The organism is Rhodocytophaga rosea, assembly GCF_010119975.1.
In the GTDB taxonomy this organism is placed as follows: domain Bacteria; phylum Bacteroidota; class Bacteroidia; order Cytophagales; family 172606-1; genus Rhodocytophaga; species Rhodocytophaga rosea.
Genome location: NZ_CP048222.1, coordinates 3,918,802 through 3,937,541, shown reverse-complemented (window position 1 = coordinate 3,937,541; position 18,740 = coordinate 3,918,802). Strand labels below are relative to the sequence as shown.

General features: G+C 40.5%; 15 protein-coding genes and 1 tRNA gene. 11 read left to right on the top strand and 5 right to left on the bottom strand.

Going from position 1 to position 18,740, the window contains the following annotated elements; translation table 11 throughout:
- Positions 1 to 27 precede the first annotated feature (27 nt).
- Positions 28 to 1,401: a 4Fe-4S dicluster domain-containing protein gene (locus tag GXP67_RS16290; RefSeq protein WP_162444103.1), complete on the bottom strand. Its 1,374-nt coding sequence runs from the start codon at positions 1,399 to 1,401 to the stop codon at positions 28 to 30.
- A gap of 102 nt (positions 1,402 to 1,503) precedes the next feature.
- Between GXP67_RS16290 and GXP67_RS16285 the strand changes: the two genes are divergently transcribed.
- A tRNA-Phe gene (locus GXP67_RS16285) sits at positions 1,504 to 1,576 on the top strand.
- 318 nt (positions 1,577 to 1,894) lie between these two features.
- Here the strand turns inward: GXP67_RS16285 and GXP67_RS16280 are convergent.
- The gene (locus tag GXP67_RS16280) at positions 1,895 to 3,787 is read right to left on the bottom strand and encodes an alginate lyase family protein (protein WP_162444102.1); all 1,893 of its coding nucleotides are present in this window, start codon (positions 3,785 to 3,787) and stop codon (positions 1,895 to 1,897) included.
- Positions 3,788 to 4,108: 321 nt separating this feature from the next.
- Positions 4,109 to 5,158 (bottom strand): pyruvate dehydrogenase (acetyl-transferring) E1 component subunit alpha, encoded by a 1,050-nt coding sequence (pdhA, locus tag GXP67_RS16275; RefSeq protein ID WP_162444101.1) that lies wholly within the window; start codon positions 5,156 to 5,158, stop codon positions 4,109 to 4,111.
- A 166-nt stretch (positions 5,159 to 5,324) separates the two neighbouring features.
- Here pdhA and recF point away from each other — a divergent pair, with 166 nt between their 5' ends.
- The 5 genes from recF (at position 5,325) to GXP67_RS38040 (ending at position 11,676) form a co-directional block, all read left to right on the top strand.
- On the top strand, positions 5,325 to 6,425 hold the full coding sequence (recF, locus tag GXP67_RS16270) for a DNA replication/repair protein RecF (RefSeq protein WP_162444100.1): 1,101 nt from the start codon (positions 5,325 to 5,327) through the stop codon (positions 6,423 to 6,425).
- A 77-nt stretch (positions 6,426 to 6,502) separates the two neighbouring features.
- Complete coding sequence (locus tag GXP67_RS16265) at positions 6,503 to 6,826, top strand: DciA family protein (RefSeq protein WP_162444099.1); 324 nt, start codon at positions 6,503 to 6,505, stop codon at positions 6,824 to 6,826.
- Positions 6,827 to 7,309: 483 nt separating this feature from the next.
- Positions 7,310 to 9,430: a nitrite/sulfite reductase gene (locus GXP67_RS16260; RefSeq protein WP_162444098.1), complete on the top strand. Its 2,121-nt coding sequence runs from the start codon at positions 7,310 to 7,312 to the stop codon at positions 9,428 to 9,430.
- Positions 9,408 to 10,190, top strand: a complete 783-nt coding sequence (gene cobA / locus GXP67_RS16255; protein WP_162444097.1) for a uroporphyrinogen-III C-methyltransferase — start codon at positions 9,408 to 9,410, stop codon at positions 10,188 to 10,190. The genes GXP67_RS16260 and cobA overlap by 23 nt, the downstream gene beginning before the upstream one ends.
- A gap of 190 nt (positions 10,191 to 10,380) precedes the next feature.
- Positions 10,381 to 11,676 carry a phosphoadenylyl-sulfate reductase gene (locus GXP67_RS38040; protein ID WP_317170136.1) on the top strand — a complete coding sequence of 432 codons (1,296 nt, stop codon included), beginning with the start codon at positions 10,381 to 10,383 and terminating at the stop codon, positions 11,674 to 11,676.
- Positions 11,677 to 11,686: 10 nt separating this feature from the next.
- On the opposite strand, the gene GXP67_RS16245 is transcribed toward GXP67_RS38040, so the two are convergent.
- Together GXP67_RS16245 and GXP67_RS16240 are read right to left on the bottom strand one after the other, a co-directional pair.
- A complete protein-coding gene (locus GXP67_RS16245; protein ID WP_162444096.1) occupies positions 11,687 to 12,622 on the bottom strand; it encodes a TolB family protein in 936 nt (311 codons plus the stop codon).
- 27 nt (positions 12,623 to 12,649) lie between these two features.
- On the bottom strand, positions 12,650 to 13,594 hold the full coding sequence (locus GXP67_RS16240; protein ID WP_162444095.1) for a Ppx/GppA phosphatase family protein: 945 nt from the start codon (positions 13,592 to 13,594) through the stop codon (positions 12,650 to 12,652).
- A gap of 310 nt (positions 13,595 to 13,904) precedes the next feature.
- On the opposite strand from GXP67_RS16240, the gene GXP67_RS16235 reads away from it, so the two are divergent.
- The 5 genes from GXP67_RS16235 (at position 13,905) to GXP67_RS16215 (ending at position 18,689) form a co-directional block, all read left to right on the top strand.
- A complete protein-coding gene (locus GXP67_RS16235) occupies positions 13,905 to 15,035 on the top strand; it encodes an acyl-CoA dehydrogenase family protein (RefSeq protein WP_162444094.1) in 1,131 nt (376 codons plus the stop codon).
- 256 nt (positions 15,036 to 15,291) lie between these two features.
- A complete protein-coding gene (locus tag GXP67_RS16230; protein ID WP_162444093.1) occupies positions 15,292 to 15,657 on the top strand; it encodes a hypothetical protein in 366 nt (121 codons plus the stop codon).
- A gap of 49 nt (positions 15,658 to 15,706) precedes the next feature.
- Positions 15,707 to 16,468 (top strand): methanethiol S-methyltransferase, encoded by a 762-nt coding sequence (gene mddA / locus GXP67_RS16225; protein ID WP_162444092.1) that lies wholly within the window; start codon positions 15,707 to 15,709, stop codon positions 16,466 to 16,468.
- A gap of 304 nt (positions 16,469 to 16,772) precedes the next feature.
- Positions 16,773 to 18,110, top strand: a complete 1,338-nt coding sequence (locus GXP67_RS16220; RefSeq protein WP_162444091.1) for a vanadium-dependent haloperoxidase — start codon at positions 16,773 to 16,775, stop codon at positions 18,108 to 18,110.
- A 126-nt stretch (positions 18,111 to 18,236) separates the two neighbouring features.
- Positions 18,237 to 18,689: a ferritin-like domain-containing protein gene (locus GXP67_RS16215; RefSeq protein WP_162444090.1), complete on the top strand. Its 453-nt coding sequence runs from the start codon at positions 18,237 to 18,239 to the stop codon at positions 18,687 to 18,689.
- Positions 18,690 to 18,740 lie beyond the last annotated feature (51 nt).

Genomic DNA, 18,740 nt, shown 5'->3' with positions numbered 1-18,740 from the left:
CCAGTTAGTAAATTACCACTATTAGTATTATTGGCCGTTTTGCGGGGTTTCTTTCAGTTTGTCTGCCCAGTTGAAGCGGTCAGAAGGCGAAAATTTCCAGGGAGCCATATTGTTTTCTATATTCGAAAACATAGCATTCCATGAACCGGGAACTTTAGCGTCTTCCATGGCCATGTAGCGCCGCAGTTCTATAATAATATCCAGAGGATTGATATTTACCGGACAGGCAGATACACAAGCATTACAGGTAGTACAAGCCAGCAACTCCTCTCTAGTAACATAGCTATCTATCAGTGACTTGCCATCTTCCAGACCTGGACCTCCTTTTTCTAAACTTCTGCCTACTTCTTCCATACGGTCACGGGTATCCATCATAATCTTTCGGGGAGATAATTTTTTCCCTGTGATATTCGCCGGGCAAGCAGCTGTACAGCGGCCACATTCTGTGCAGCTATAGGCATCCATCAAGTGTTTCCAGGTTAGGTCATTTATATCTTTTGCACCAAAGCGGCCAATTTCGACAGGTGTTTCGGGCTGAGGCGTTTCAGGAGCTGTTTCCAAAGCGGGATCTGCCGGAATACCCAGCATCTGCTTTACTTCGTTGGTTACTACCGGCATATTCTGAAGTTTACCCTTTGGTGCCAGTTTCGAGAAATAGGTATTCGGGAATGCCAGTGCAATGTGCAAATGCTTGGAATACGTTACATAAATAGCAAATGTGAGAATCCCCAGAATATGAAACCACCAGGCAAAGCGTTCATATACCATTATTGCTGAATCACTCCAGCCGGTAAACAGCGGCATAAGCCACTGGCTGAATGCAAACGGACCTGCATTGATTCCTGCGTAGTGGCCAACTTCTCTCTGCTGCAGAATGCTATCAGAGGCATTCCAGCTCAGAAAGGCAAGCATCAGCAGAATTTCAGTAATCAAAATAATATTGGCATCTGTACGAGGCCACTTAGTAATTTCATATGCCCAAAAGCGACGGATTTTTAATATATTTCTGCGAATGAGAAAAATAACGCAGGTGACAATTACTCCTACTGCCAGAAACTCAAAAATAATTATAAGATATATATATAAACCACCTAAATAAGGCGCAAACAAGCGATGGGTACCCAGTATACCATCCAGGATGATTTCCAGAATTTCGAGGTTAATGATGATAAAACCCAGATAAATAACCAGGTGCATCAGACCAACAATTGGTTTGTCGAACATTTTTTTCTGACCCAGTGCAATCAGCGCCATTATTTTAAACCGTTCTGCCGGGTTATCGCTCCGGTCTTCTGCCTTACCCAGCTGTATATTTTTGCGTATCCGGTTGATGCGTTTGGTCAGGAAATAGCCTGCAACCAGTAAACACATCACAAAGAGTACCTGACTTATATAATCCATAGTAAATTTTATAAAACGTCCGGCTAATTATATCCTGATTATTTTAATAAAAAATTTGTGAAAAAAATAAAAAACCATAGTTTTGCACCACCAAATTCTGAAGGTGATGTAGCTCAGTTGGTAGAGCAAAGGACTGAAAATCCTTGTGTCGGTGGTTCGATTCCACTCATCACCACCTTCACCAAGCCTTTCATCATTGAAAGGCTTTTTTATTTATTCAATCCAGATTCCAATCTGTAAGCAATTATATCTTTCATCGCAAATCAAGCGAATTAATTTATTCTGCATACATACGATTTTTATAGATATATTACAATTATTTATTTAATTTCTTCAAAAAGAAGCGAAATAAATAGTTATAAATTATAAATACAATGACTTGATTAGATAATTGATACAAAGTACAATGGTTTATTCCAATTTAGAAATATCAAACAAAACCCCAGTTATTACTCATAACTGGGGTTTACTATAAAATCAGTAAGTATGCGTATTATACCTTCTGCGGTAGTTCGATAATTGTCTGGAGGAAATTGCTTGTACTTTCAAATACAATTTGCTTGGATGATTCTTTCATCCCATAAGTATTGGAAAAAAACACATCTCTGGTAATCGGCTCTATCTTCTTTCCAAACTGATCAATAGTAGAAATAGTAAAACCTAACTCCAGGAATTCTGGCGAAATATTCCATATCTGCTTTTTAAGCAGCTTATCCAAACCGGGAACATTAGCAGGAATCTGGATAATATCTTCTATCTTCCACTTCAGGCTATTCTTGTATTGCTTTACCTTTCTCAGGTGCAAGATATCCGGATTTACCTGCTGAAATACCTGCGCTTTTCCCTGAAAAGATACCGCATCAGCCTGCTCAAAAATATCTACTTCTAATGCCTGGCTCCAGTAATACCAGATAAACCTGCCTCCCCGCAGCATCTGGTCGTGATCATCGAGTTGAATGGTATTGTGAGAGGCAGTACCCATAAAGAATTTCAGATCTTCCGGCGAAGCATTATATTTAAATGAACCTCCATCCCGGATAATATTTTTGCCATTCAGCCAGAGGTCTACGTGCAGATTATCAGCCTGTGAGGGACGGTCTTTGTGGCTGCCACAACGGATAAAGGCAAATTTATGGGCATCTCTTAATACAAAGAAGCCACCAGTTTTATATGCCTTACTCTTTTGTTCTTCGGGCACATAATTTGTAAAAATAGGCGCATATCCATACCAGTGCAAATCCTCATTCCATTCTCCGGGGCCGTACAATGGTTTCTGGTAAAAATAATGATAGAGTGCATTTAATTGTGGACGGAAATCTCTATAGCTGCAAGCATTCAATGGAAAGAATAAAGAGCCATCATTGGCACCGTAATTAGGCATGTGCCCGGTTTCCAGATCCTGGTGCTGATACAGGAATTCTACAGATGTTTTTAAGCGTTTATTGAGTTCAATAGAGAAAATATCTCCGTTCTTTTTCCCCAGATAAAATATCCAGGTAAACAGTTGTATCACGATCCGGTGATAGTTCATCGAGAACTGTAAAAACGAACCATCCGGATATATCTGGTATAAACCTTCTTCTTCCAGCCATTCTTTACCTTCTTCCTGCCATTGCTGGCTTTCCGGTAAGAAAGGGAACATCCATCCGATCAGATACAAACCGGCGCATTCAGTTATGGCGTGGTTATTCCGTACGGCAATCCTGGAAAAATCTATGTTTTTCTCAACATGCTTAGCCTGCCAGTAAATTGAATGAATGATTTTCTGGAAAACTTCCTCCGTGAGATGGGGAGAGTTTTTATAATAATACAGCGCAAATGTCCAGTTGAGTAGCCGAAGGGCAATCTCCTGACTAGAAATATAGTTAGGGCCGTAGTTAAGTGGATTTTTTTTAATCCAGTCTAAAATTTCCTTAAATACAAGTTCCGACTGGTCGCTCTGAAAATGAAAATCATACCGGATAATGGTGTACAGGTAGGAAAACCGGGATTTTTCCCATACATATTTAATATCTCCCTGGGCAGGGTCCAGATCTTTAATTTTTGTCCAGTGTTTGGTAATATCAAATTTATAGCCGGTTTCCGGATTGGTTACCCAGTCATACTCTGTGCCTACAGTCAGGTAAAAGCCATTAAAAAATTTAAGCTTTCCCTGCTGGAATTGATTAAACTCCTGTTTTAACTGTTCCTTACCTACCTCAGAGAGTACATCGAATTTCTTAATATCTTCTTTAGAGGAGAAAAAGAATTTGCCATTCTTATTTTTCCAGCCAGCCAGATCGGAAAATTTTTCCTCCTTTACTTTAGTTGGATAGCCGGATTTCAGTAAGCCGGATTTTCGCCTGAACTCATAGGTGGCCCTAAACAAGAAGCCCTTCCAGCCCATGTTCTGTATTAAATGCGAAGTCTTTTTTACTGGATTCAATAGCTAATGGATGCTTAAATTATACGAAAATACACCTGTTCAAAAAAATACCAGAATAAGTTGTTTAGCAACAGAGAGTAGTTAAAAATATTACTTCACAAGCAATTTCTCTGAGAACGGTTCACACCCATGGAAAGTATTTTCTGAGTGGCAAATACTTGCAAAAGGCAGGCAATCTGGAATATTTATTACATGTTGCCCCAAAAAAAACAACAGAATATACAAAAATCTGAAATATAAATAAAGAAGTCCCTGCTGTTTTGGGCAGGGACTTGGTTGCACTTAATCTTTTATAAATGGGTAGTCTTTCTGAACGTATACATCTTTGAATGCTTCTTCCGGTGCCGGATAAGGAGACTCTTCTGCAAATTTTACCGATTCATCTACCTGCTGTTTGATCCTAGCATCAATGGCTGCCAGGTCGTCTTCAGTTGCAATTCCTTTTTCCAGAATTGTCTTCCGCACTTGTTCAATAGGATCTCTGAGTTTGTATTCTTCCACTTCCTCTCTGGTCCGGTATTTCATTGGGTCAGACATAGAGTGGCCTTTGTAGCGGTACGTCCTGAATTCCAGTAAGGTAGGACCTTCGCCAGCTCTGGCTCTTTCAGCAGCTCTGGCAACCGCTTCATGAACAGCTTCTACATTCATTGCGTCTACAGGTTCAGAAGGCATATCATATGCTTCGCCAAGTGTATATAATTCACTTACATTGGAGCTTCGCTTTACAGAAGTTCCCATGGCATATCCATTATTTTCAATAACAAATATTACCGGAATCTTCCACAACATCGCCATATTGAGCGTTTCGTGAAAAGCACCCTGACGTACAGCACCATCGCCCATATAGCAAATAGACAGGTTTTTAGTTTTATTATACATCTCTGCAAATCCGATACCTGCCCCCAGCGGAATTTGTGCGCCTACAATACCATGACCTCCCATAAAGTTTACTTCCTTATCGAAAATGTGCATAGAACCACCTTTGCCTTTGGAAGAACCAGTCTGCTTGGCAAACAATTCAGCCATTACTGCATTTGGGCTGGTACCCAATGCCAGTGGAATGCCATGATCCCGGTAAGCGGTTATCCATTTGTCATCTTTAGTAAGAGCTGTTTTGGCACCTGAAGCACAGGCTTCTTGTCCGATATACAAATGGCAGAATCCTCTGATCTTTTGTTGGCCATAGAGTTGACCTGCTTTCTCTTCAAATTTCCGCATTAGCTGCATGGATTCGTACCAGTACATGTACGTTTCTTTGGAATATTTCATTTCGGAGGATTTTTTGGATGCCGGTTTTGCTTTGGCCGGAGACTTTTCTTTAACGCTCGCCATGTTGTATGATTATTTATAAATACCGTTAAAACTCTTCTTTAAAGGTAATGTTGTAAGTAAAGAATAAAATTATGTGATAATTTACTTTTTACTGCGTAGTATTACCAGAACGCATGTACGATTCAGATTGCGAAATTAGATAAAAAAGATTCAACAATGAAATGAAATGTATCTTGAAAAAATCAATCTGCTGAATTTCAAAAACTATGAAGAAATCTCCCTTACATTTTGCCCGCAGGTGAACTGTATTGTAGGCAATAATGGAAGCGGCAAAACCAACCTGCTGGATGCTATTCATTATTTATCACTTACCAAAAGTGCTTTTAATATTCTGGATGGTCAGAGTATACGCCATGAAGCTAGCTTCTTTATGATCGATGGTCGCTTTTGTGTAGCCGATAAACACTACCAGATTACCTGTAGCCTGAAAAGTGGACAGCGCAAAATAGTAATGTCGGATAAAAAAGCCTATGAACGTTTGAGTGAACATATTGGCCGTTTTCCGGTCGTGCTCATTGCACCGGATGATACTGATCTGGTCCGGGAAGGAGGAGAACTGAGACGTAAGTTTTTCGATGGCATGATTTCGCAGATTGATAATCAATACCTGAATGATTTGATCCAATACAATCTCATTCTAAAACAGCGCAATGGTTTGTTAAAACAATTTTTCGAGCGTAATTATTACGATAAAGAATTATTGGAAACCTATAATATGCCTTTGCTGGAAGCCGGGCGGAAAATTCATTTCCGAAGGCAGGAGTTTATGGAGAATTATGTAAAGCGATTTCAGCATCATTACCGCAATCTTACCGAAAGCCAGGAAGAAGTAGATCTGGTATATGAATCCGAATTATTTGAAGAAGATTTTGAATACGAATTCTTTTTTGCCACCAAACGCGATCTGCAGGCACAACGTACCACCAAAGGCGTACATAAAGATGATTTTATCTTTGAGATCAACCGTTTTGAGCTGAAAAAATTTGGCTCGCAGGGGCAGCAAAAATCCTTTGTGATCGCACTAAAACTAGCCCAGTTTGACGTTATCCTGGAAAATAAAGGCATCAAACCGATTTTATTACTGGATGATATTTTCGATAAACTGGACGATCTGAGGATCAATAAATTAATGGAGATGATTGCCAGTGGTACCTTCGGTCAGTTATTTATTACGGATGCCAGACCTGAAAGAACCAGGAAAATTTTTGAGCAGATATCAACGGAATCCTGTATCTTTCAAACCGGAAGTCCAGACCTGAAGGTCTGAGGAAGTATCCTTATGATGAGGGTAGTTTTTGTAGAATGTATAATATTGCTCACCAGAACTAGAATTTACACTATTGTATGTATCGCCAACCTAATAAAAAAGAATATTTCTCCCGTAATGCCCACACAGCTACCTTAAAAGATGCCATTCATGAATTACTCAATGCCTATAAACTGAAAGGAAAGTACAATGAAACGCATGTAATTGCTGCCTGGACCCGCCTGATGGGTCCTATGATTTCTAACCGGACCAGCAAAATTTTCATCAAAAACAAGAAGTTATATGTGCAGCTAAATTCTGCTCCCTTGAAGAATGAACTCTCAATGTCTAAGTCTAAAATTCTGGAAATGCTTAACCGCGATGTAAGTGCAGATGTAGTGGAAGAGGTTATTTTCTTATAGTTTTGGATTTATAACAGATTAAACTGCATTTAGCGGACATTGTAGAATTTGAATTGTAATTTATCAGGATAATGCTTGCAAAAATTAAACAGATATGTGAACTTGCATATACACAATCGTGTTAAGCAAAAACCATGATATACAAAACCAACTCTATTACTTTCTGCTTCGTACAAATGACCAAGTGCTGCTGTGCTTGCTGTTGCTGTTAAGCAGGAAAGGCTTTTGTGATCATTCAAAATATTAATAAGCAGATGATAGAAGCCTCTCCAACACAGGAAAGGCTTTTTATTTTATAAAACAATCCAGATGATGAAACATATCCATACTACTTGCTGTGATACTACCTGTTGTTGTTGCTACTCAACAATGGAGAGGCTTTGTATGGGTTAATGTTTAAACTTCAACCAACATACCTTAGAAAGAGCCTTTCCTTAGTAGGAGAGGCTTTTGTTTTTACAAAATTTCAATTCACATACTCACATGCAAAGTTTCAGAACAGAACTTGAAAATCCGGTAGTTGCCAAAGATATTGTCGCTTTGGAGAAGCAGATCAGGCTATTTCAGGAAGGCGTGATTCATCCTGATAAATTCCGCAGCCTTCGCCTGGTAAGAGGTATTTATGGACAAAGGCAGCCCGGTGTGCAAATGATCCGGATTAAAGTTCCGTTTGGCCGGATTACAGTTAAACAACTACTGCGGATTGCTGATATTTCTGATGAGTATGCTACCCGTAACCTGCACCTGACTACCCGGCAAGATATTCAGATTCACTTTGTAAGCCTGAATAGAACGCCTGAACTGTGGGCTAAATTATCGGAGGATAATATCACGACCAGAGAAGCTTGTGGGAATACGGTTCGGAACATTACTGCCAGCCATAAAGCAGGCATCGATCCTCAGGAACCTTTCGATGTATCTCCATATGCCTATGAGTTATTCCGTTATTTGTTACGGAATCCCATTTGCCAGGACATGGGGCGGAAATTCAAAATTGCTTTTTCTTCCAGCCAGGCCGATGATTCTTTCAGTTATATTCATGATTTGGGCTTTATTCCACAGGTAAAAACTATAGATGGAAAGGAAGTAAGAGGATTCAAAGTAGTAATTGCCGGCGGATTAGGTGCACAACCTTATTTAGCTTTACCGGTGCATGAATTCCTGGAAGAACAATATGTAATTCCGTTTACCGAAGGGGTGCTCCGTATCTTCGACCGCTATGGCGAGCGCAACCGCCGGCACAAAGCCAGGTTGAAATTTTTACTGGAAGAAATCGGGCTGGAGAGTTTTGTGGAACTAGTAGAACAGGAACGCAAAGCATTGAAATCCAAAGAATACTGGATAGACCGCAATAGTTTACCGGAAGCTGAATTACCAGAAAACAAGGAAATTCCTGCAGTAGAAATCACCGATACTGCCCGTTACGAATCCTGGCTCAAAACCAATGTGTTTGAGCAAAAACAGAAAGGGTTCTATGCGGTTCAGATTAAAGTTTTGCTTGGCGATCTGGCTTCAGATACGGCCCGTAAACTGGCACCGATTGTAAAAGCCTATGCAGCCGATGATATCCGGGTAACGATTAACCAGGGATTGATGCTCAAGTTTATCCGCCTGGAAGCCTTACCAGCTGTATATGCTGCTCTGAACGAAATCGGTTTGGGTGATCCAGGATTTGATAGTACTCTCGATGTAACAGCTTGTCCGGGAACCGATACCTGTAACCTGGGTATTTCCAGCAGTACCGGAATTGCCCATGAACTGGAAAAAATGATTGCAGCCGAATATCCTGACCTGATTTATAATACAGATATAAAAATAAAGATAAGCGGCTGTATGAATGGCTGTGGGCAGCATAGCATAGCCAATATCGGTTTCCATGGCAGCTCTATCAAAAAAGGGCCTAATGTATTGCCAGCCTTACAAGTAATGCTAGGCGGAGGCACCGAAGGCAATGGCGTAGGCATTGTAGCTGACAAAGTAATTAAAGTTCCCAGCAAAAGAGGTCTGGATGTATTGCGCTACCTTCTGAACGATTACCAGGAAAAGGCACAGGAAGGCGAATATTTCAATAATTATTACCAGAGAAAAGGCAAAGATTATTTTTATCAGTTGCTCAAACCATTGGCTAATACCGAAAGACTGGTTGAATCTGACTTTATCGACTGGGGCGAAGATAAAAAATACGAAACCGCTATTGGGGTAGGAGAATGTGCCAGCGTAATCATCGATCTGATCGCTACCCTGCTCTATGAAGCAGAAGAAAAATTGATCTGGGCATCGGAAGCGTTGGCAGAAAAAGCTTATGCAGATTCTATTTATCATACTTATACTGGTTTGATCAGTACAGCAAAAAGCTTTCTTTTATCTCAGGATATCAGCTGTAATACCCAGCATGGCATTATCAATGATTTTGATAAGCATGTAGTGCAAACCGGGCTGATTAATCTGCCTACAGATTTTAAAACCTTAGTCCATCAGATCAATTCCAATGAACCAAGCGAAGCATTTGCAAGTGCCTATCTGCAGGATGCCATCGCTTTTCATCAATTAGTTTCTACCACTAGACAAGAATTACAAGAAAATGCAAAAATTAGTATATCCTAAAGTAACATTGGTGGGCGCAGGTCCTGGCGATGCCAGTCTAATAACTGTTAAAGGTTTAAAAGCACTGTGGGAAGCAGATGTAGTATTATATGATGCGCTGGTAAATAAAGAACTACTGGAACACGTAGCTGATGAAGTACCAACTATTTTTGTAGGTAAACGGGCTGCTAAGCATGAAATGGCACAAGAAGATATAAATAAATTGATTGTTGATGCAGCTTTTGCATATGGCCATGTAGTGCGCTTAAAAGGAGGCGATTCGTTTGTTTTCGGAAGAGGGCATGAAGAAATCACCTATATAGAGTCTTATAATATACCTACTTCGGTTATTCCAGGTATTTCAAGTTCCATTGCCGTACCAGAATTGCAACGCATTCCGCTTACGAGCCGGGGGATCAGTGAAAGCTTCTGGGTACTTACCGGAACCACCCAAAAGGGAGAAGTTTCCACCGACATCAAACTGGCTGCTCAATCTCAGGCAACGGCTATTATTTTAATGGGCCTTCACAAACTCAGGGAAATAGCTGCTATCTATGCGCAATATGGCAGAAATCAGTTACCGGTAGCAGTTATTCAAAATGGTTCTTTACCTGAAGAAAGATTTGTACTAGGAACTGTAGAAACTATTGTAGACCTTGTAAATGAACAAAAGATCGCTTCTCCGGCAGTTATTGTATTGGGCGAAGTAGTAAGAGAACACCCGGAATTTGTACTGCAACGCATCACCGAATCAGATATCCAAAATGTCTGTCAAAACTAAATAATTAAAATTGGTTGAACATGTCTGTACGTGTTCAACCAGTTTCTCTCCCAATTCTATTTTTAAAGCTTTCCTATAACACTACCAAAATAATTCCTCTTTGACCAAGGACAACAAACATACATATGTTTGGAAAAGCCTTGTTTAAAAGATTGGGTAACAGGTGATCTAAATTAAATTTCTTATTTCCATGGTACAAACTGAAACAGAAGGAAATCTACTTTTTCCGGTATTTCTCAAACTGAATGAACTCCGGGTACTCATTGTAGGTGGAGGAATGATTGGCTTGGAAAAACTGAGTGCTATTCTCAAAAACAACCCGTCTACCCAGATAACATTAGTAGGGATTTCCATCTCTGATGATATAAGAGCCTTAGTGAGCGAATACGAGAATATTATCCTCGAAGAACGCCCTTACCAGGAAGAAGACCTGGAAGACAAAGACATTGTGATCGCTGCAACCACGGACCGTTCATTGCATGAAATTATAAAAAGACAGGCTAAGGCACATAAAGTATTGGCCAATATTGCTGATACCCCCGATTTGTGTGATTTTTACCTCGGTTCTATTGTGAAGAAAGGCGATCTGAAAATTGCTATCTCTACCAATGGCAAATCTCCGACACTAGCCAAACGAATGCGTCAGTATTTTGAGGAAGCGTTACCGGAATCTACTCAGGAAGTTCTCAATAATATGCAGGCAATTCGTAATGGAATCAAAGGCGATTTTGCCGAAAAAGTGAACCAGCTCAATGAGCTTACTGCTTCTTTTGTTCCACAAGCTATAAAAATTACTCCCTCTGCCGAGAAAAAAGCTGAACGGAAACCGTATGATATAGAAGAGTTGAATGAACGGTATGAAAAGCTGACTATTGATGAAAGAATTCTGGAACTCTACAAAGATTTTGGGCCGGAAGATGTATTGCTAACTTCTTCTTTTGCTGGCAATTCCGCTTTATTACTGCATTTATTTGCCCGCCTGACTGGAAGCAAACAGAAAGTACATTTTATAGATACAGGTTATCATTTTCCGGAAACACTGGCTTATAAGGAAAAGCTTACTCAGATGTATAACCTGAATGTAATTGATCTGAAAGCAGAGGTTTGGAAACACAGGTTTACTTCGGAGTATAATATGTGGACGAAAGATCCGGATTTATGCTGCAAAGTGAATAAAACAGAACCATTAGATGCTATATCAGGAAATTACCAGGTGTGGGTTTCCGGCCTGATACATACCCAGAATGAACACCGCAAAGGCTTACGCCTTTTTGAAGAGAAAAATGGCATTCTCAAGTTCTATCCGATCCTCGACATTACGCCTGAAGAAAGAGATATGTACATCCTCACACATGACTTGCATTTTCATCCACTGGTTTTTGAAGGATATGGATCAATCGGATGTACACATTGCACGGTAAAAGGCACTGGGAGGGAAGGCCGTTGGTTTGGCCAGGCTAAAACTGAATGCGGTTTGCATATATAGTTTTAACTGATTAGTTGATATTTATGCTAAATGGAGATTCAATAAGATCAGATCCATCTAATTTAACAGAGAAAACGCTGTTCTTTTCTCCTGTTACAGTGAAATAAAGCCGTTGATTGGATTGATTATAGCATAAACGGCTAAATTGACCTACTGGACTTCTTCCAATAAACTTTTCAGTATTATCTTGTAAGTTAATGAGAAGTAGCTCATAGTAGGAGTTACATGCAATTTGATTAGAATCTAAAACAACAGGGAGGCCATAACTGATTAAATCTCTATCTCCTCTATTTATTGGATCAAGGTGCCTTAGTGAATTACTAGACCTTGATAATACGCATATTCCTCGGTTATTATCTATTGCACTAAATAAGAGTTGATCAGCAGATAAATTTGATAGATAATAAAGGCCATACGCATTCAGATTTGTCATCCGGGTAATCTCTGGGTTATCTAATGCTATATTATAAATATCAAAGTTGTGAGCGGCTCTTCTTCCTATTGGAGAGTATTGCTCATAACTATTGGCTTGTAGAAAGAAAACGGTATCTTCTTTAAGAGAAAGTACTGCCTCTGGCCGTATAGCTGACATATCAGTTAATGATTTTAATCCAGTTCCATCCCGATTCATTATCCAAATGGCACTATTTACACTTGTCCTGTGATGCCCGGTTAAAACTATTTTCTTACCCCCAGCAGAAATTCTTGGGTTAGCAAAGGAAATATTATTTGCTTTGTGCAGGATTTCTGGATTGGAACCGTCAAGATTAGCTTCATAGATAGAGCCTATGCCGTTTTCTACCCATGAATAAATAATTTTCCTCCCATCTTCGGAAATGGTTATACTTGATAAGCCATCCTTTTCAATTGATTTTTCACCCTTGCTACAAGCACCTATAAGGATGGATAAAACTATAATCTTTAGTATTTTATTTCCAATCCTCATATTCCACTATTGCCTTTGGCAGTGATTTCATTTCCCAAGAATCTGATGAAACAGTACGCCTTCTTTCAAAGCATACGTAGAGGCTTTGATTTGCTCAATTCCATATTTTTTCAGAACAAAAGCAACCAGGCAGGAAGCCATCACAATCATATCCACCCGTATTTCTGCCATTCCAGGTATCTGCGACCTTTCAGAGTGGTTTTTCTGTAAAATTTCCTGGTACATGTTATAAAAAGCCGTTATAGGCAGTTCATGCCAGGAGCGATCATGCAAATTAAAATTGGGCTGAATCCGCTTGTAATGTATTTCACACCAGGTTTCGAATGAACCGGAAGCACCAATGACTTGCCGGGGTGCATATTGATGTACAGCATTGGTGAGTGGAACCAGTGTTGAAAGCAGATAATCGTTGAGTTTTTGTACGGCATAGGCAGGAATCGGATCGCTGGGCATAAACCGGTCCATCAATCGCTGGGCCCCTATTTCAAAGCTTTGTTTCCAGAATATTTGCTGCCCATTACAAATGATACATTCCACACTTCCTCCGCCAATATCTATAATTAAACTCACTTGCTCATCCATCGGAACGGCTTCCCGTACGCCATAGTAAATATATTCTGCTTCTTTGTCGCCCGAAATTACCTGTACACGAATCCTGGTTTGCTCCTGAATAGTTTGTACCAGAGTTGCTCCATTAGAAGCATTGCGGATGGCACTGGTTGCCATGGCGATTACATGCGTATCAGGCACCTGAAAGTGATCGAGTTGATTGCGGAAGTGATGTAACCCTTGCAAAGCCCGTTCCCAGGCTTCTTCCTGAATAAATCCTTTACTGATTCCTCCCTTTCCGATTCTGGCCGGAAACTTCTCTTCGTGTAAAAACCGGACTTCTTTGGAAGGGGATACTTCTGCAATGAGTAAATGAAAGGTATTGGTACCTAAATCTATAACCGCATACCTGTTTTGTTCCATAGCAATAGAATTTGGGCAAAAGTATAGAAATGGTCAGATGCGGATAGGAATTTTTTCAAAAAAGTTGAAGATAGCTGTTAACCTTTACTATAAAGGGTATACCAATAATAGTAGTTGAGAATTAATATCCCTTTCACCTGAGATTTGATTGTAAGAATAATTCAATTATGTATCCTATCTGAACGCCTTTTTGGAATTGTAATATACTCTTCTACAGGCATATAATTTATCAGATACGTTACCCAGAGAAAATGACAAGGCGAAATACTTACAAAAATCTATACAAAACAACCCCAATACAACACTACTTATGGAAACAATTTCTAATGTGCGCTGGCAGGATGCTCTTATAGAACTCGGCGAACAATTTGCCCACCGTGCCAGCCAGTACGACCAGACAAATACGTTTGTGTCTGAAAACTATGAACAGCTTAAATCAAATCAGTTTTTCTCTCTGGCCATTCCTGAAGAGCTTGGAGGTGGAGGCGCTTCTTATGCAGAGATGTGTAATGCCATCCGTCAGATGGCTCAGTCCTGTGGAGCAACGGCCCTTGCTTTCTCCATGCACCAGCACCTGATTGCTGCCAATATATGGAGATATAAAAAAGGATTGCCGGCGGAGGCTTTATTGCGAAAAGTAGCAAGTGAACAACTAATCCTGGTAAGTACTGGTGCCGGAGACTGGCTTTCATCCAGAGGAATCATGGAAAAAACGGAAGGCGGATACTTGGTTACAGCCAGGAAGCATTTTGCAAGCCAGGCACCTGTAGGAAATATTCTGGTAACCAGTGCCCGTTACCTTGATCCTGAAAAAGGCCCGCAAGTACTTCATTTTCCGGTTCCTTTCTCCGCAAAAGGGCTTACCATCAAAAATGACTGGGATACCATGGGCATGAGGGGTACTGGTTCACATACCATTGAATTAGAAAAAGTGTTTGTACCTGATGCAGCCATTGCGCTTACCCGTCCGCAAGGAGAATTTCATCCTTTCTGGAATGTAGTCCTTACTGTAGCCATGCCCCTAATTATGTCGGCCTATGTAGGTATTGCGGAAAGGGCTGCCCAGATTGCTTTCGAAAAAGCGAGAAAGAGTGCTGCAAACGTATATTTGCTGGGTGAATTGCAGAATCAACTCACGACCGCTCAGGTGCTCTGGCAGGACATGATCCGGCTGGTGAATGAATTTGATTTTCAGCCGGTAAACGACCAAGGTAACCAGATCCTGATCCGCAAAACATTGGTAGCCAATGCCTGTATTGCTACCGTAAATAAAGCCATGGAAACTGTAGGCGGTCAGGGATTTTTCCGTCATATGCAACTCGAACGATTATTCCGCGATGTACAGGGAGCACAATTTCACCCGCTCACTGAGAAAAGCCAGCATTACTTCACAGGCAATTTGATTCGCAATGGCGTATTTCCGGCTGATCCTCAGGAATAAGCAGGGAAGTACAAATAAAACCTATATACGAAGTTATTATCTGATAAACTGGCTAATTACTAAACAGGTATAGCTTTTGAGCACCCGATCCTCCGTGCATGGCTGCCTGCAATTTTTAAATTTCTGTTATGTGTAGATGCACAATCATGGGTGGGAACCAGTTCAGGCTTCCTACCCGGACTGTGTCCCTCTGATACACCTGCCGGGCAATAGCCTGCGCTCAGCAATCTCCCCAGGTAAATTATTTACTCCATTTATGAAACGCCGCTTGTTAGCAAGTATGGGCATAGGGCTCATATTGTCTTTGGCATATTGTAAAACTACTATTACTTCTCCTGGTAAGCCTTTATTCAGTATCCAAAAGGGAGAAACCAGGGTTACACAGCCTTTGTTATCCTACCTGAGCTATCCTCTGGCTATATTTCAGGCTGATCAGCACAATATCGCTATAATAATTTTCAATCAGACTGATAGTAATTTCCTCACTCCTCAACAGACATATTCACCAGCTGAAAAACTGAATAACTACCTGAAAAAACAGTTTGCCGGCAAATTTATATCAGCAGGGACTTTAGCAGAGCTGGAAGTTTATAGGGTTTATCTACTCTTCCCATTGCTATAAGCACTCATCTGAATCTATCTATTTTTAACCCTATTACACAGCATTCATTATGAAAAAGACTCTCTTTTTGCTCTATGGCATTGTTGCCTATGTAATTTTCTTCGGCACTTTTTGTTATGCCGTTGGTTTTGTGAGCACCATTGGTGTGCCTAAACATATAGATAGTGAGCCACAATCTCCTTTGGGAATGGCGGTACTGATCAATACTGGCTTACTTTCATTATTTGCCTTGCAACATAGCATTATGGCTCGTCCGGCTTTTAAGCGGTGGTGGACCCAATTTGTTCCTGAACCTATTGAACGGAGTACCTATGTGTTATTAGCCAGTTTGTGTTTAATTCTGCTCTTTTCTAAATGGGAACCTATGGGCATTATTATATGGCAGGTAGAAGCCGATGGCGTTCAACTTCTGCTCAAGCTCTTATGTCTGTCAGGCTTCGGAATTGTATTAGTCAGCACATTCCTGATCAATCACTTTGATCTGTTTGGCTTGCGGCAGGTATGGTTATACTTCATGGGAGAAAAATACAAGCCACTTCCTTTCCGGACACCGCTTTTCTATAAATATGTGCGTCACCCATTGTATTTTGGCTTTATGATTGCTTTCTGGGCAACTCCCACCATGACTGCAGCTCATTTGTTTTTTGCCTTAATGACAACCGGCTATATGCTCACTGCCATTCAATTTGAGGAAAATGACCTGATCAAACATTTTGGCATCAAATATAAAGATTATAAGCGGTCTGCACCGATGCTGATTCCTTTTACAAAATTTCCAAAGCGTAAAAAACAACCAGTCGCTAGCAGGTAATTCTTAGCAGCTAATCTGTATACGCCTGAGAATTTTAATAGGTGAGATGCTCAATGCTATATAAGTAAGCTTAAGCACGTTTTGCCTGACTAAAATCTTATCATCCAGATTATATAAACGCTTTCCTACATCTGTTGGAAGATGCCATCCATAGTTGTAGAAAGCATTAGTATGCCCTTATACCCAATAAAACAAATTTAAACGTAAGCCAATCCTGCTTTTTAATGAAAGAGGCAATAACAATTTATACTACCCTTAAAATTAAAATTACTTATCAACGCACTTAATTTCTATACTTATCAGTATGAATAAAATCCGAATTTTCTCTATCGCCTTCATTTTTATTATGACATTTACTTTAACCAGTTGCGAACTTTTCGACAAGCAAGACGAGGAAAGGAAACCAACAAGCAAGCCTTTAAAAGGAGCTTTGTTAGCCGACTGGATTAGCCTGCATCTCAAACTGATCCGAAGCACCAATGGCCTGGGCACCCCTGGAGTTACCAGACAGTTTGCCTATACCAGTCTTGCCCTATATGAATCTATTGTACCCAGTGATAAGCATTACCGTTCGTTAAGCGGTCAGTTGCAAGGACTTACTTCATTACTGGCTTCTCCGGAGGGCAAAGATGTATGCTGGTCTGCCAGTGCCAATGCCGCTTTAGCCAGTATACTCCGTACTTTCTATGCCAACACACCAGGAGGAATTGCGAGAATTGATTCTCTGGAAAATGTATATGTACAAAACTTTGCCACTGAAGGCTATACACAAACTGGAATTACAGCCGGTGCGAATTTCGGAAAAGAGATAGCGCAGGCCATTGTAGACTATGCAAAAACAGATGGTTTTACTACTGTTCACCCTCCCTATGTGCTTCCCGTAGGAGATGGTTTATGGGAACCAACACCTCCAGCCTTTGCAGCAGCTGCCGTTCCATACCTGGGTACCAACCGTACCTTTGTACCAGGCAGTATTACTACTATTCTTCCCACACCGCCTGTTACTTTTTCCTCAGATCCTTCATCTCCTTTTTATGCATCGGTGAAAGAAGTATCTGATGTAGTGGCAAACCTGACTGAAGCACAAAAAACTACGGCTGCTTTCTGGGAAGATCTGCCTAACGGAAAATATTATACTGCCTCAGGTCATTTTGCAGCTATTTTAAGACAGCTCATTATTGACAAAAAACTCTCTTTACTGGAAAGTTCTGTTGCCTATGCTAAAATGTGTATGGCGGTAAATGAGGCCATTATTTATTGTTTTCAGGTAAAATACAATTATAACCTGATCCGGCCTGTTACCTATATCCGCAAATATATGAATCAGCCTGCCTGGTCATCTGCCATTGTGAACCCTAATCATCCGGAATATCCATCTGGCCATTCTTCACTGTGTATGGCCGCAGCTTCCGCTTTAAGTGAAGCGCTGGGCAGTAATATTTCCTTCGATGACCAAACCTATAGTGATGTAGGCTTTTCGCCAAGGCATTATAATAACTTCGAAGAAGCAGCAAAAGAAGCAGGCATATCCCGTTTGTATGGAGGTATTCACTATAAATTTTCTGTAGATGCCGGACTTACACTGGGAAAGAAATCAGCCCAGAATCTGACTAGCCAGTTGCAGTTCTGTAAAAATAACTAGGGATAATTAACCCGTTATCAGGCAGGCTGTTAAAATTGTCTTACAGCCTAAGGTAGTGTGTATTGAGGAAAACTTGTTTTCAAAGATTGCGTATAGGAAAGGAAACCAACCTAATAATTTAAGAAAATGGAAGATATCAGAAAACATACACTGTCTGTAATTGAGAACCTGATTGAGATCAATAACGACGGAAACCATGGCTACCGTTTGGCTGCCGACAAAATTGAAAATCCTGAATACAAAACTTTATTTCATGCCTATGCCCAGCAAAGAGCACAGTTTTCGGCTGAACTTGAAAGAGAAGCCAATCTGTTGGGCCGTGACCCAGAAGCCGGTGAAAGTGTACTCGGTGCCCTGCACAGAGGCTGGATCAATATTAAGTCTGCTGTAGCTGGCGGCGATAGCGAAGCGATACTTGCTGAATGCCAGACCGGTGATAAAGCTGCTGTAGAAGCCTACGAAAAAGCATTGCAAACCAGTAATCTGCCTGCAAATATTGAGTCTCTGGTCAGAAGGCAATACACAGATGTGGCAGAAGCCTATAACAAAATCAAAACTTTTAAGCATGTAGCTTCCTAAGTATTGATTGGAATTAAATATAAACGACAAATCCGCAAGGTATTGAATACC

What these genes read in the sequence shown, in the direction of transcription:
- GXP67_RS16290 (WP_162444103.1), bottom strand. Translation starts at nt 1,401, where the DNA reads ATGGATTATATAAGTCAGGTACTCTTTGTGATGTGTTTACTGGTTGCA.
- GXP67_RS16280 (WP_162444102.1), bottom strand. Translation starts at nt 3,787, where the DNA reads ATGGGCTGGAAGGGCTTCTTGTTTAGGGCCACCTATGAGTTCAGGCGA.
- pdhA (WP_162444101.1), bottom strand. Translation starts at nt 5,158, where the DNA reads ATGGCGAGCGTTAAAGAAAAGTCTCCGGCCAAAGCAAAACCGGCATCC.
- recF (WP_162444100.1), top strand. Translation starts at nt 5,325, where the DNA reads ATGTATCTTGAAAAAATCAATCTGCTGAATTTCAAAAACTATGAAGAA.
- GXP67_RS16265 (WP_162444099.1), top strand. Translation starts at nt 6,503, where the DNA reads ATGTATCGCCAACCTAATAAAAAAGAATATTTCTCCCGTAATGCCCAC.
- GXP67_RS16260 (WP_162444098.1), top strand. Translation starts at nt 7,310, where the DNA reads ATGCAAAGTTTCAGAACAGAACTTGAAAATCCGGTAGTTGCCAAAGAT.
- cobA (WP_162444097.1), top strand. Translation starts at nt 9,408, where the DNA reads ATGCAAAAATTAGTATATCCTAAAGTAACATTGGTGGGCGCAGGTCCT.
- GXP67_RS38040 (WP_317170136.1), top strand. Translation starts at nt 10,381, where the DNA reads ATGGTACAAACTGAAACAGAAGGAAATCTACTTTTTCCGGTATTTCTC.
- GXP67_RS16245 (WP_162444096.1), bottom strand. Translation starts at nt 12,622, where the DNA reads ATGAGGATTGGAAATAAAATACTAAAGATTATAGTTTTATCCATCCTT.
- GXP67_RS16240 (WP_162444095.1), bottom strand. Translation starts at nt 13,594, where the DNA reads ATGGAACAAAACAGGTATGCGGTTATAGATTTAGGTACCAATACCTTT.
- GXP67_RS16235 (WP_162444094.1), top strand. Translation starts at nt 13,905, where the DNA reads ATGGAAACAATTTCTAATGTGCGCTGGCAGGATGCTCTTATAGAACTC.
- GXP67_RS16230 (WP_162444093.1), top strand. Translation starts at nt 15,292, where the DNA reads ATGAAACGCCGCTTGTTAGCAAGTATGGGCATAGGGCTCATATTGTCT.
- mddA (WP_162444092.1), top strand. Translation starts at nt 15,707, where the DNA reads ATGAAAAAGACTCTCTTTTTGCTCTATGGCATTGTTGCCTATGTAATT.
- GXP67_RS16220 (WP_162444091.1), top strand. Translation starts at nt 16,773, where the DNA reads ATGAATAAAATCCGAATTTTCTCTATCGCCTTCATTTTTATTATGACA.
- GXP67_RS16215 (WP_162444090.1), top strand. Translation starts at nt 18,237, where the DNA reads ATGGAAGATATCAGAAAACATACACTGTCTGTAATTGAGAACCTGATT.